9 protein-coding genes are annotated in these 13,331 nt (G+C 58.9%); 5 read left to right on the top strand and 4 right to left on the bottom strand.

Annotated elements, in window-relative coordinates; genetic code table 11:
• Positions 1-90: 90 nt before the first annotated feature.
• From AC1MDC_RS16305 to AC1MDC_RS16295, 3 genes are all read right to left on the bottom strand, one after another.
• Positions 91-1,818, bottom strand: a complete 1,728-nt coding sequence (locus AC1MDC_RS16305) for an ABC transporter ATP-binding protein/permease (protein ID WP_085702459.1) — start codon at positions 1,816-1,818, stop codon at positions 91-93.
• Positions 1,819-1,914: 96 nt separating this feature from the next.
• Positions 1,915-2,475 (bottom strand): response regulator transcription factor, encoded by a 561-nt coding sequence (locus AC1MDC_RS16300; RefSeq protein WP_003221630.1) that lies wholly within the window; start codon positions 2,473-2,475, stop codon positions 1,915-1,917.
• Positions 2,468-3,730, bottom strand: a complete 1,263-nt coding sequence (locus AC1MDC_RS16295) for an ATP-binding protein (RefSeq protein WP_085698432.1) — start codon at positions 3,728-3,730, stop codon at positions 2,468-2,470. Before AC1MDC_RS16295 ends, AC1MDC_RS16300 begins: the two co-directional genes overlap by 8 nt.
• Positions 3,731-4,047: 317 nt before the next feature.
• Here AC1MDC_RS16295 and AC1MDC_RS16290 point away from each other — a divergent pair, with 317 nt between their 5' ends.
• A complete protein-coding gene (locus AC1MDC_RS16290) occupies positions 4,048-4,764 on the top strand; it encodes an SIMPL domain-containing protein (protein WP_085608062.1) in 717 nt (238 codons plus the stop codon).
• A gap of 187 nt (positions 4,765-4,951) precedes the next feature.
• Here the strand turns inward: AC1MDC_RS16290 and AC1MDC_RS16285 are convergent, their stop codons facing one another.
• Complete coding sequence (locus AC1MDC_RS16285) at positions 4,952-5,311, bottom strand: DUF6124 family protein (RefSeq protein ID WP_085702457.1); 360 nt, start codon at positions 5,309-5,311, stop codon at positions 4,952-4,954.
• Between the two features lie 961 nt (positions 5,312-6,272).
• On the opposite strand from AC1MDC_RS16285, the gene AC1MDC_RS16280 reads away from it, so the two are divergent.
• The 4 genes from AC1MDC_RS16280 (at position 6,273) to AC1MDC_RS16265 (ending at position 13,257) form a co-directional block, all read left to right on the top strand.
• The gene (locus tag AC1MDC_RS16280; RefSeq protein WP_480393342.1) at positions 6,273-7,874 is read left to right on the top strand and encodes an ABC transporter substrate-binding protein; all 1,602 of its coding nucleotides are present in this window, start codon (positions 6,273-6,275) and stop codon (positions 7,872-7,874) included.
• A gap of 260 nt (positions 7,875-8,134) precedes the next feature.
• Entirely contained in the window at positions 8,135-9,760 is a 1,626-nt protein-coding gene (locus AC1MDC_RS16275) for an ABC transporter substrate-binding protein (protein ID WP_085698428.1), read from the top strand.
• Between the two features lie 299 nt (positions 9,761-10,059).
• The gene (locus tag AC1MDC_RS16270) at positions 10,060-11,658 is read left to right on the top strand and encodes an ABC transporter substrate-binding protein (protein ID WP_480393341.1); all 1,599 of its coding nucleotides are present in this window, start codon (positions 10,060-10,062) and stop codon (positions 11,656-11,658) included.
• Between the two features lie 177 nt (positions 11,659-11,835).
• On the top strand, positions 11,836-13,257 hold the full coding sequence (locus AC1MDC_RS16265) for an OprD family porin (protein ID WP_480393340.1): 1,422 nt from the start codon (positions 11,836-11,838) through the stop codon (positions 13,255-13,257).
• Positions 13,258-13,331 lie beyond the last annotated feature (74 nt).

Below are 13,331 nucleotides of genomic sequence, written 5' to 3'. Positions count from 1 at the left end.
AGCTCAAGCGAGTTGTACGATCACTTTCCGTTTCCACGCAAATCCTGTGGGAGCTGACAGGCCAGCTCCCACGAGAGAGGTGCGGATAAATCAGGCGGTCACGGTCTGCTCGACCAGATGCCCGCCATCGATCCGCACATGCCGTGGATGGAAGCGCTTGAGGCTGCTGCGATGGCCGACGCTGACGATGCTCAGACCCGGCAACTGATCGATCAGCGCCTGATACAACGTGGCTTCGTCTTCTTCGTCCATCGCCGACGTCGCTTCGTCCATGTACAGCCATTGCGGTGCATAGAGCAGCGCGCGGGCGAAGGCCAGACGTTGCTGTTCGCCCGGCGAGAGCATGCGCTGCCAGTGGTTGGCCTCGTCCAGTCGCGCCACCAGATGCGGCAAGCGGCAAGTCTCCAGCACTTGTGCGTAACGCTCTGGCGCGTAGGTTTCGCCCGGTTGTGGATAACTCAAGGCGTCGCGCAGGGTGCCGATCGGCAGATACGGTTTTTGCGGCAGAAACAGATGACGCGACGCCGGCAAGCGAATACTGCCGTGCCCCGCCGGCCACAGATGCCCCATTGCCCGCAGCAGTGTCGACTTGCCGCTGCCGGAACGGCCGCTGAGCATCACGCGGTCGCCCGCTTCCACCGTCATGTCAGCGCTGGTCAGCAGGTGACGACCGTCGGCCAGATCCAGGCCCAGGTTATGAACCTTCAGCTCATCGCCCTGATTCTGCACATCGATGGCCGGCGAACGCTCTTCGTTATCGGTCATGGCCTGCCGGAAACTCAACAGACGATCGGAGGTGGCTTTCCAGGCTGCCAGCGACGCATAGGCATCGATGAACCAGCTGAAGTTCTCCTGCACGTTGCCAAACGCCGAGTTGATCTGCATCAACTCACCCAGTTCGATCTTGCCGGACAGGTAACGGGGGGCCGCAACGATGAAGGGAAAGATGATTGCGATCTGGCCATAACCCGAGGTGAAGAACGTCAGGCGCTTGGACACTCGCATGATGTCCCAGAAGTTGTGCCAGACCAGACCGAAGCGGCTGCTCAGGCGACGGTTTTCGTTGGGCTCGCCGTTGTACAGCGCGATGCTCTCGGCGTTTTCGCGCACCCGCACCATGGAGAAACGCAGGTCGGCTTCGAACCGTTGTTGCTGGTTGTTCAGGCCGATCAGGCGTCGACCGATCAAGTGTGTCAGCCAGCTGCCGACCGCCGCGTACAGCAGCGCACACCAGAACATGTAGCCCGGAATTTCGATGCCGAAAACTTCGATGCTGCCGGACACGCCCCACAGAATGATCGAGAACGACACCAGGCTGACGATTGTGCGGATCAAGCCCAGGGCGAGACTCAAAGTCGTGCTGGTGAACGTGTTGAGGTCTTCGGAAATCCGTTGGTCAGGGTTATCGGTATAACCGCCCTGCTCCAGTTGGTAGTAGTTCTTGTGCCCCAGCCAACGCTTGAAATGGTTTTCGGTGAGCCACGCCCGCCAGCGGATGGTGAGCATTTGCGTCAGATACTGGCGGTACACCGCACCGAGAATGGCCACGGTCGCAATCCCGCAGAAGTACAGGATCAATTGCCAGAACGCCGCCTCATCCTTCTTTTGCAGGGCGTTGTAAAAATCCTTGTACCAACTGTTGAGCCACACCGAGATGCCCACGCTGAACAGCGACAGGGCGATGACGGCGATCAGCAACGTCCAGGCCTTGCCCTTCTCTTCGCTGCGCCAATAAGGCGTGGTCATGGCCCACACCTTGCGAAAAAACTGCCCGCGCACAGCATCGTTGACCGCGGAATATTCAGCGTTCTGATTCATGGAAAAGGCTCGATAAAGAAAAGAACAGACACGCACCGATCATAGATGATCGGTGCGTTTTATCGCGAGGGCTGGCGATGGTCGTTCAGCGCAGGTTCAGCGACGAACCGGGCGCTTCTGCAGTTTGCGCTGCAGGGTGCGGCGGTGCATGCCCAGGGCGCGGGCAGTGGCAGAGATGTTGCCTTCGTGCTCGGTCAGCACGCGCTGGATGTGTTCCCACTGCAGGCGATCCACCGACATCGGGTTTTCCGGCACCAGGCTGTCGAGATCGGCGTGTTCGGACAGCAGCGCTGCCAGCACGTCGTCGGCGTCGGCCGGTTTGCACAGGTAATTGCAGGCGCCGCGCTTGATCGCTTCGACGGCGGTGGCAATGCTCGAATAACCGGTGAGGATCACCACGCGCATTTCCGGGTCCAGTTCCAGCAGCTTCGGCAGCAGGACCAGACCGGAATCGCCGTCCATTTTCAGGTCCAGCGCGGCGTAGTCCGGCAGATCGGCCTGGGCGATGGTCAGGCCTTCCTCGGCGGAACCGGCGGTGCTGACGCGGAAACCACGGCGGGCCATGGCACGGGCCATCACCCGGGTGAAGGTCGCATCGTCATCGACCAGCAGCAAATGCGGCAGTTCTTCGCCTTCGACTTGGATTTCGTCACTCATGTTGCTCTCCTCGGGCGCCGTGGGGCAGGCGCAGCTCGGTGAGCGTGCCGCCTTCCTCATGACTATAGAGTTTCACTGAGCCGCCGGCGCGTGTCACGCTGGCCTTGCTCAAAAACAGGCCCAGGCCGAAACCTTTGCCCTTGGTGGTAAAAAACGGTTTGCCGATCTGCTCGGCGATGGCCAGCGGCACACCAGCGCCATGATCGCGGATGCTGATGGTCAGGTCTTCGGCGGTCCAGTCCAGGGTCACCTGAAGGTTTTCCGGGCAGGCATCGGCGGCGTTGTTCAGCAGATTCAACAAGGCCTGGGTCAGATCCGGCGGCGGTGCCACACGCGGCAACGGGCCCTGGCCCAGGCGCTGGAAGCGATAACTGGCTTCCGGACGCATCAGGTGCCAGCGGTTGAGCGCCTCGTCGAGCCAATCGGTAACGTCCTGCATCTCCACCGCCATCCGGCGATTGGCTTCGGCGGCGCGCACCAGTTGTTGCAGGGTCTCCTTGCAGAGTTTCACCTGATCCTTCAGCACTTTCAGGTCTTCCTGAAGCATCGGGTCGTGATGATCCTGCTGCATTTCGTTGAGCAAGACGCTCATGGTCGCCAGCGGTGTGCCCAGTTCATGAGCGGCACCGGCAGCCTGCGTCGCAACGGCCAGCAATTGCTGATCGCGCAGGCCTTCTTCGCGACGGATCGCACGCAACTCTTCCTGCCGGCGAAGCTCTTCGGCCATGCGCGCGGCGAAGAAGGTAATGACCGCTGCCGCCAGCGCGAAGCTCAGCCACATGCCGTAGATCTGCAGGTTCTCCCGCGCCACCGGCAGGGTTTCCAGCGGATAGAAATGCGTCAGCATCAAGGTGTACAAGGCCAGCGCAATGCCCGAGAGCACCACCGAATAACGCCACGGCAACGTCACCGCAGCGATGGTCAGCGGCACCAGATAGTACGAAACGAACGGGTTGGTCGAACCACCGGAGAAATACAGCAAGGCACTGTGGATAACCAGATCGCAGGCCAGTTGCAGCGCGTATTCGAGCTCGGTAACCGGCCACGAAGTGCGCAGGCGTACAGCGGTGAACACACACAGCAGAATCGAACAGCCGAGGGTCATCACCAGTTGCACCCACGGCAACGGCAACAATTCCAGCCAGTAGGCCAGGCCCACGGAACCGGCCTGCGCGGCGAGCACCAGGGTGCGGATGAAAGTCAGCCGCCAGAGGTTCTGGCGAGTGGCGGAAGTCAGTTGTACGGGGGCGAGCATGAGCTCTCCTGATGAGCGCTCCAGGCGGATCGCACGGAGTATAACCAAGGCGCGCGCTTGAGAGGCGAAAGTGCGGCAAACGACCACATGGCGCAAAGATTTTCTGCGGCTATAAGGGCCCCTTCGCGAGCAAGCTCGCTCCCACAGGGGAACGCGTCCCAAATGTGGGAGCGAGCTTGCTCGCGATTGGCTGCGCAGCGGCTGCCGGCCATCTGTATAGAAGTTGTAACTGGGCGAACCGGATCATAAAAGCTAGAGTCTGATGGTTTGACGCAGGCCCCCGAACCATCACCTGCGCCCCTCATCAAGGAGCTTTCATGCACACATTTCGCCGCAGCGCCGCCCTTCTCGCCCTGACCGTCGGCAGCATCGCCAGCCTTCCGGCCCTGGCCGCCGATGAGCTGCACTACAACCAGATTTCCCTGCGCGCCGAAGTCAGCCAGGAAGTGGCCCGCGACCTGATGATCGTGACTCTCTACACCGAAGAACAGAACACCGACCCGGCCAAACTCGCCGCCGACGTCAGCACTACCATGAACAAGGCCCTCGCCCAGGCCAAGCAAGTCAAAGACATCACCCTGCGCCAGGGCAGCCGCAACAGCTACCCGATCTACGACACCAAAGGCCAGAAAATCACCGGCTGGCGCGAACGCGCCGAACTGCGCCTTGAAAGCGCCGACTTCGCCGCCCTGTCCAAACTCACCGGCGAGTTGCTGACCGACCTGAAAATGGGTGGCATGGACTTCGCCATCGCCGACCCGACCCGCAAGGCCAGCGAAGACAAACTGCTGAAAGAAGCCGTCACCGCCTTCAAGGCCCGCGCCCAACTGGCCACCGACGCCCTGGGCGGCAAGGGCTACAAAATCGTCAACCTGAACCTCAACAGCAACGGCTTCCCGCAACCGTACATGCGCGCCCCGATGATGATGAAAGCCGCCGGCATGGACGCAGCGCCTGTCACACCTGAAGTCGAAGCCGGCACCAGCCAGGTCAGCCTGACGGCCGATGGCTCGATTGAAGTGTTGATGCAGTGATTGAGTGACGGCTGAATGAAAAACCGGCGATCAGAAAATGATCGCCGGTTTTTTTGTGCCCGGGATTTGTGTTGTCAGCTCTGCCGTCATCGCTGGCAAGCCAGCTCCCTCCCGTTCTGTGGATTTATTGAAATCGCGCACGACCCTGTGGGAGCGGGCTTGCCCGCAATGAACGATGACTCGGTCGTCAGGCTCGCGGATCAACCCGATCCAGCGCCCGGTTCACCGCAAGCTCGGCCAGCATGATGATCTGCTGGATGCCGAGCGCCGTACTGCGCTGCGAACCGCTGAGTTCATTGGCGAAATTGCTCGCGATCGTACTGGCCGAGGCCAGGGATTCGCAGGCATTGACCAACAGGCTTTCGGTGTCGACGTTGGGCGTGACCATATACATCGTGCTCGGGCGCGGTTTGGAAGGGTTGGGGCACAGGTAATAGTCGAGGGCGCGTTTGATGGCTTCGCGGTTGCGGGCGAGGTCTTCGGCGCGCATGGCTTCTTCGAGGGGGGTGGGTGTTTCGAAGGGTGGATCGGGGACAACCTTGTTCATTGATTAACTCCTTGCTGACTTGAAGCCACCAAATGCCGTTCTCACGCGGCGAAGAGGTGGCAGCTATGTGCGGGGTGAGAAACCGGGCAAGGAGATTCCGGCCAGACCGAAGTCTGCCCGCACACAGCCGCCATAAATCAATTACAGGCAGCAGGAATGCTGGCGGCAATTATGGTCGGACTGACGTTTGAATAACACTCGCTTGCCTGGGTTCTCACACCCAATCACAGAGTTTTCTGCGACAACCGAAGACTAGAGAGCGTGCTTCCGACGGACAACCTGAAAACATTGTGGGAAGGTTCGGTGAATCCCACACATCTTTAAACATTCGAAAATGGAACGCGGAGCGTCCCGGGCTGCATTCCCACGCGAGTGGGAACGATCAAAAGCTGCCCTCACCCTAGCCCTCTCCCGGAGGGAGAGGGGACTGACCGCGTCGTTTAAATGAAATACGCCGACGTGAGATATCGAAGGTGAATTCAAAATCCGAAAAGCACACAAACCGCTCTAGCTGTTGCCCCACCACCACTCAACAGGATGAGCGTTAGCTCGGCTGCAGCTTTTGATCTTGATCCACGGGCGACGTCGGAAGGCTGAGTGGAGGGATTTATCCGGGGGTGGGAGCGCAGCGACCGTTTGGCGAAGCCAAACACATCGAGAGGAGGTGCAGCGAAGCAAACCGTAGGCGATGCCCCCCGGATAAATCCCGGAGCGAAGGAACCCCGAGCCTTAGCGAGGGGCCGAACGCAGGAGCAAGCGTTTTTGGTTACTTTTTAGGCGTTTGTAAAAAGTGACCCGCCGTAAGGGCGGAACCCTAAGAAGCCGTTACCGCAGCAACGGATATGTACACAAGCCCAGATATACCGAGATAGACGCATCCCCTCAAAAAACGATATTTCCGATCCCCCTCAAATCCCCGCTAACCTCAAGGAACAACCACCTCCAGACCCACGGGCCAGACATGCAAAGAACCACCCTAAAACCACTCCTGATCACCCTGGCCCTGACCGCCATAACCCCCATCGCCAACGCAGCAACAACCCTCGTCTACTGCTCCGAAGCCAGCCCCGCAGGCTTCGACCCCAGCCAATACACCAGCGGCACCGACTTCGACGCCTCCGCCGAAACCGTCTTCAACCGCCTCACCCAATTCAAACGCGGCAGCACCGACATCGAACCGGGCCTGGCCACAAGCTGGGACGTAAGCCCGGACGGCCTCCAATACACCTTCCACCTGCGCCAAAACGTAAAATTCCACACCACCGACTACTTCACCCCGACCCGCACCTTCAACGCCGATGACGTGCTGTTCACCTTCCAGCGCCTGCTCGACCCGGAAAACGCCTTCCGCAAGGCCTACCCTGCCGAATCCCCGTACTTCACCGACATGGGCCTGAACAGCACAATCAAATCCGTGGAAAAGCTCGACGAAAACACCGTGCGCTTCAATCTGAACAACGTTGACGCCGCGTTCGTGCAAAACCTCGCCATGAGCTTTGCCTCGGTGCAATCGGCCGAATACGCCGCGCAGCTGCTGAAGGAAGGCCACGCCACCGACCTCAACCAGAAACCGGTCGGCACCGGCCCGTTCGTGTTCAAGCGCTACCAGAAGGACGCGCAGATCCGCTACGTGGCGAACAAGGACTACTGGAAACCCGAGGACGTGAAGCTCGATAACCTGGTGTTCTCGATCACCCCGGACGCCGCCGTACGCCTGCAAAAGCTCAAGACCGGCGAATGCCAGGTCAGCGGCTACCCGCGCCCGGCCGACATTGAAGTGATGGAAAAAGACCCGAACTTGCGCGTATTGAAGCAGGCCGGATTCAACCTCGGCTTTCTCGCCTACAACACCACTCATCCACCGCTGGATCAGCTCAAAGTGCGCCAGGCGCTGGACATGGCCATCGACAAACCCGCGATCATCAAAGCGGTTTATCAGAGTGCCGGGCAGCTGGTGCAAAACGCCTTGCCGCCAGCGCAATGGTCGTTCGATCCGAACATAAAAGACGCGCCGCACGACCCGGTAAAAGCCAGGGCGCTACTCAAGGAAGCCGGGGTTGCACCGGGTACAACCATCAACCTCTGGGCCATGACCGTGCAGCGCGCCTCCAATCCGAATGCGCGGATGTCGGCGCAGATGATCCAGCAGGACTGGGAGAAGATCGGGATCAAGGCCAACATCGTCAGCTATGAATGGGGCGAGTACATCAAGCGCGCCAAGAATGGCGAACACGACGCGATGATCTACGGCTGGACCGGTGACAACGGCGACCCGGACAACTGGCTGGGCGTGCTTTACAGCTGCGCCGCGGTGAAAGGCAGCAACTACGCCAAGTGGTGCGATCCGGCCTACGACAAGCTGGTGCAGCAGGCCAAGGTGTCCACCGATAAATCGCAACGGGTAAAACTGTATCAACAGGCGCAACTGATCCTCAAACAGCAGGTGCCGATCACGCCGATCGCCAATTCCACGGTGTTCCAGCCACTGCGCAAGGAAGTCACCGACTTCAAGATCAGCCCGTTCGGTCTAACCCCCTTTTACGGGGTGGGTATAAATAAGTAACACCCGGCCCCAATCCGGCGCGCACAACGTGACCGGCGCACCGTTTTGGGGCTTCGTTTGCACCGTAAAAACCGGCCGCAAACGGTCAAATGCGTCAGAAGTTATACGGATGCGACATTAAGGTACGTTCGTGCCACGCTTTGACGCCGCCGAGCGCTCTGGATCTTGCATTGGGTATGGGCCCTGCATAAGTATCCGCAGGCACGACTCACGAGGTCGTACCTCACTACTAAAAAATGACAACAAATCATGAGGCCAACATGCTTAAACACGCGGTCATTCCGTTTTTAGTCGGCGCAGGCTTGTTAGCCTCCGCACCTTTCGCTTCCGCTGCGACTAACCTGGTGTTCTGCTCCGAAGGCAGCCCGGCCGGTTTCGACCCAGGCCAATACACCACCGGAACCGACTTCGACGCCTCAGCCGAAACCATGTTCAACCGTCTGACCCAGTTCGAGCGCGGCGGCACCGCCGTTGTTCCTGGTCTGGCGACCAAGTGGGACATTTCTGATGACGGCCTGACTTACACCTTCCACCTGCGTGAAGGCGTCAAGTTCCACACCACCCCGTATTTCAAGCCGACTCGTGACTTCAACGCCGACGACGTGCTGTTCACCTTCAATCGCATGATTAACAAGGATGACCCGTTCCGTAAGGCGTACCCGACCGAATTCCCGTACTTCACCGACATGGGGATGGACACCAACATCACCAAGATCGATAAAGTCGACGACCACACCGTCAAGTTCACCCTCAAAGAAGTCGACGCCGCGTTCATCCAGAACATGGCCATGAGCTTCGCGTCTGTTCAGTCCGCCGAGTACGCAGCCCAGCTGCTGAAGGAAGGCAAGGCTGCCGACATCAACCAGAAGCCGATCGGCACTGGTCCGTTTGTGTTCAAGAGCTACCAGAAAGACTCCAACATCCGTTACACCGGCAACAAGGACTACTGGAAGCCTGAAGACGTGAAGATCGACAACCTGATCTTCGCCATCACCACCGACCCGTCGGTACGTATCCAGAAGCTGAAAAAGAACGAGTGCCAGGTCACCCTGTTCCCGCGTCCGGCCGACCTCGCCGCACTGAAAGCCGACCCTGCGCTGAAAATGCCGGACCAGGCCGGTTTCAACCTGGGCTACATCGCCTACAACGTGATGGACAAGGTCAAGGGCAGCAACGAGCCTAACCCGCTGGCCGACCTGCGCGTTCGCCAGGCACTGGACATGTCGGTCAACAAGCCTCAGATCATCGACTCGGTTTACCAGGGCGCCGGCCAACTGGCCGTCAACGCCATGCCGCCGACCCAGTGGTCCTACGACACCACCATCAAGGACGCCAAGTACGATCCCGAGAAAGCCAAGCAGCTGCTCAAGGAAGCCGGCGTCAAGGAAGGTACCGAAATCGTCTTGTGGGCGATGCCGGTGCAGCGTCCGTACAACCCGAACGCCAAGCTGATGGCTGAAATGCTCCAGTCCGACTGGTCCAAGATCGGCCTGAAAGTGAAGATCCAGAGCTACGAATGGGGCGAGTACATCAAGCGCTCCAAGGGTGGCGAGAACCAGGCGATGATCATTGGCTGGAGCGGTGACAATGGTGATCCGGACAACTGGCTCAACGTGTTGTTTGGTTGCGACTCCCTGAGCGGCAACAACTTCTCCAAATGGTGCGACAAGAAATTCGACGGCCTCGTGAAAGAAGCCAAGCGCACCACTGACCAGGCCAAGCGCACCGAACTCTACAAAGAGGCGCAGCACGTCCTCAAAGATGCAGTCCCTATGACACCTATCGCTCACTCGACGGTGTATCAACCCATGCGCGCCAACGTGCAGGACTTCAAGATCAGCCCATTCGGCTTGAACTCCTTCTACGGCGTCAGCGTCAGCAAATAAAAGAAGCAGCGGCGACGTTTTCAGCGTCGCCGCTGTTTTTTTTGCCGAGAAGTTAGGAATCTGCCTACAAACTTTTCCAACCGGTCTTACCGGGTTGGTTCAGGACGTGTTGCCTTTTCCTACGAGTCTTTAGGACTCAGCGCATTTACTGCCAGACCCACGGCCCCTACCGTCGGGTTCTGACCAGTGACTGCGTGGACCATCGGTTTTGCTGCCGTATTGGTTTGAACTCGATGCCGCCACAACTTCCCTGGACGGGATCGCGGCGCATTGAACAACACTAAAAAAGAGGGAGCGTCATGCGCCATACCTTGGTTTTTTCCGCATTGCTGGGCGCCGGTCTGTTGACCGCCGCGTCCGCCAGTTTCGCCGCCGGCAACAGTCTGGTGTTCTGCTCCGAAGGCAGCCCGGCCGGTTTCGATACCGCGCAGTACACAACGGCGACCGATAACGACGCCGCCGAGCCGCTGTACAACCGGCTGGCCGAGTTCGAAAAAGGCGCGACCAATGTCGTACCGGGCCTGGCAACCAGCTGGGATATTTCCGAGGATGGTCTCAAGTACACCTTTCACCTGCGTGAAGGTGTGAAGTTTCATACAACGCCGTACTTCAAACCCACGCGCGACTTCAATGCCGACGACGTGCTGTTCACGTTTAACCGCATGCTCGATCCGCAACAGCCATTCCGTAAGGCTTATCCGACCGAGTTCCCGTATTTCAACGGGATGAGCCTCAACAAGAACATCGCCAAGGTCGAGAAGACCGGGCCGCTGACCGTGGTCATGACGCTCAACAGCGTCGACGCCGCGTTCATCCAGAACATCGCCATGAGCTTCGCCGCCATCCTGTCCGCCGAGTACGCCGACAAGCTGCTGGCCGAAGGCAAACCGAGCGACATCAACCAGAAGCCGATCGGCACTGGCCCGTTCGTGTTCAAGAGCTATCAGAAAGACTCGAACATCCGCTACACCGGCAACCCGCATTACTGGGATCAGAGCCGGGTGAAGCTGAAGAACCTGATTTTCGCGATCAATACCGATGCTTCGGTACGCGTGCAAAAGCTCAAGGCCGGCGAATGCCAGGTCACGCTGCACCCGCGTCCGGCCGATGTACCGGCACTGAAGAACGATCCGAAACTGCAATTGATCGAGAAGCCGGGCTTCAACCTCGGCTACATCGCCTACAACGTGCGCCACAAGCCGTTCGACCAGCTCGAAGTGCGTCAGGCACTGGACATGGCGGTGAATAAACAGGGGATTCTCAACGCGGTTTATCAAGGCGCCGGCCAACTGGCCGTCAACGCCATGCCGCCGACCCAATGGTCCTACGACGACACCATCAAGGACGCCGCCTACAACCCGGAAAAAGCCAAAGAGCTGCTCAAGGCTGCCGGCGTCAAGGAAGGCACCGAGATCACCCTGTGGGCGATGCCGGTACAGCGTCCGTACAACCCGAACGCCAAACTGATGGCCGAAATGCTCCAGGCTGACTGGGCCAAAATCGGTCTGAAAGTGAAGATCGTCAGCTACGAATGGGGCGAGTACATCAAGCGCACCAAGAATGGCGAGCACGACATCAGCCTGATCGGCTGGACCGGTGACAACGGGGATCCGGACAACTGGCTCGGCACGCTGTACAGCTGCGATGCCATCGGCGGCAACAACTACTCCATGTGGTGCGATCCGGCTTACGACAAGCTGATCAAGCAGGCCAAGGTCGTCACCGACCGCGACCAGCGCACCGTCCTCTACAAACAGGCCCAACAACTGCTCAAGCAGCAAGTGCCGATCACGCCTGTCGCCCACTCGACGGTCAACCAGCCGCTGAGCGCCAAAGTCGAAGGGTTCAAGGTGAGCCCGTTCGGTCGCAACGTGTTTTCGGGTGTCAGCATCGATTAAACAAACAACCGATTAGCCGCAACGCTGAGGGGGCCGTCTACCCCCTCACGCAAGCGCTTTGCCGAAATTCGCCATTCAGGCCTTTTGCAAACGTTTGCGATGTGTGAATGAGTTCTAAACCAATAACCGGCCAACCCAAAAAAGCCGGCATAAAAAGAAAGTAAAGGAGCTTCACCCATGAAACTGAGCAATACCGCGATACTGGCCTTGGCCATCAGCAGCATCACCGCCACGGCTTACGCGGAACCTGCAAGTCAGGAGTTCATCCCTACCACATTGGCCGGCAGCAGCGCCCAAAGCGAGGCCAAAGGCTTTATCGATGGACAAAGCCTGGGCGGCACAACGCGTAACTGGTATGCCAACGAACTGCGTCGTCGTGACGACAGTTTCAGTTACGTGAAAAACAGCGACAAAGACACCTCGCCAGTGGTCAGAACAAAGACCCCGCGTCGTATCAACTGGGTTCAGGGCACCATCGTCAACTACACCTCGGGCTTCACCCAAGGCACCGTTGGCGTGAGCACCGAAGTTGCCGCTTACAACGCCATCGTTCTCGACCGTGACCGCAAGGATATCGCCGGCGGCTCCAACCGCACCCTCGCCCATTCCGACGGTGATGCGGTCGACCAGTGGAGCAAACTGGGTCTGGCCAACGTCAAGTTCCGCGTGTCGAACACCACGTTGACCGCCGGTCGTCAGAACTTCAGCACGCCGATTGTCGATGTTATCGGCAACCGTCCGCTGCCTTCGAGCTTTGAAGGGATCAGTCTGCATAGCGAGGAGTTGAACAACCTGTCGTTCGACCTCGCCGGTTTCGACCGCGTCTCGCCACGTACCGAGCAGAGCCTGTCGAAATTCCGTTCCGAATACGGCGCCAACGGCGAAGAAACCGACAAGGTCTACACCGCGGGCGTGAACTATCAGCCGCTCAAAAGCCTGAAAACCAGCCTGTACGTCGCCAACGTCGAAGACTTCTGGAATCAGTACTACTTCGGCGGTACCCACGAACTGGGTGACAGCCAGGTCCTGAGCCTGACCACCGGTCTGAACTACTACAAGACCGTCGACGAAGGCAAAAAACTGATGGGCAACATCGACAACGATACCTACTCGTTGTCCCTCGGCCTGACTCACCAGGCCCACAGCCTGACCTTCTCGTACCAGCAAGTGAACGGTAACGAGTACTTCGACTACCTGCATGAAACCAACGGCATCTACCTGGCCAACTCCCTGCTGTCGGACTTCAACGGCCCGAACGAGAAATCCTTCCAGATCGCCTACGGCATCAACATGGCCGAATACGGCGTACCAGGCCTGAAGTTCAACATCTATCAGGCTCGCGGCTGGGGCATTGACGGTACTCACTACCGTGGCACGGCTTACACCATTCCAGATGACAAGCGCGGCGACCTGAGCCTGATGGACGGCGAATCGCACTACGAATACGGCATCGGTGCTTCCTACGCCGTGCAGAGCGGCCCGCTCAAGGCCACTGCGATTCGCGCGACGTACACCACTCACCGCGCCAGCGAACACCAGGCTGACGGCAACATCAACGAGTTCCGTCTCGTGACCACCGTTCCATTCAACATCCTGTAAAAACGCCAGCCGACGGCTGACTCAGTGACGAGTCGGCCGTTCGGCTTTTTGTCTTCAACCGATTGCAGAGGGTT

Source organism: Pseudomonas sp. 1 (assembly GCF_056626735.1).
The sequence above is the reverse complement of the archived record's forward strand: the minus strand, read 5'-3'. Positions and strand labels throughout refer to the sequence as shown.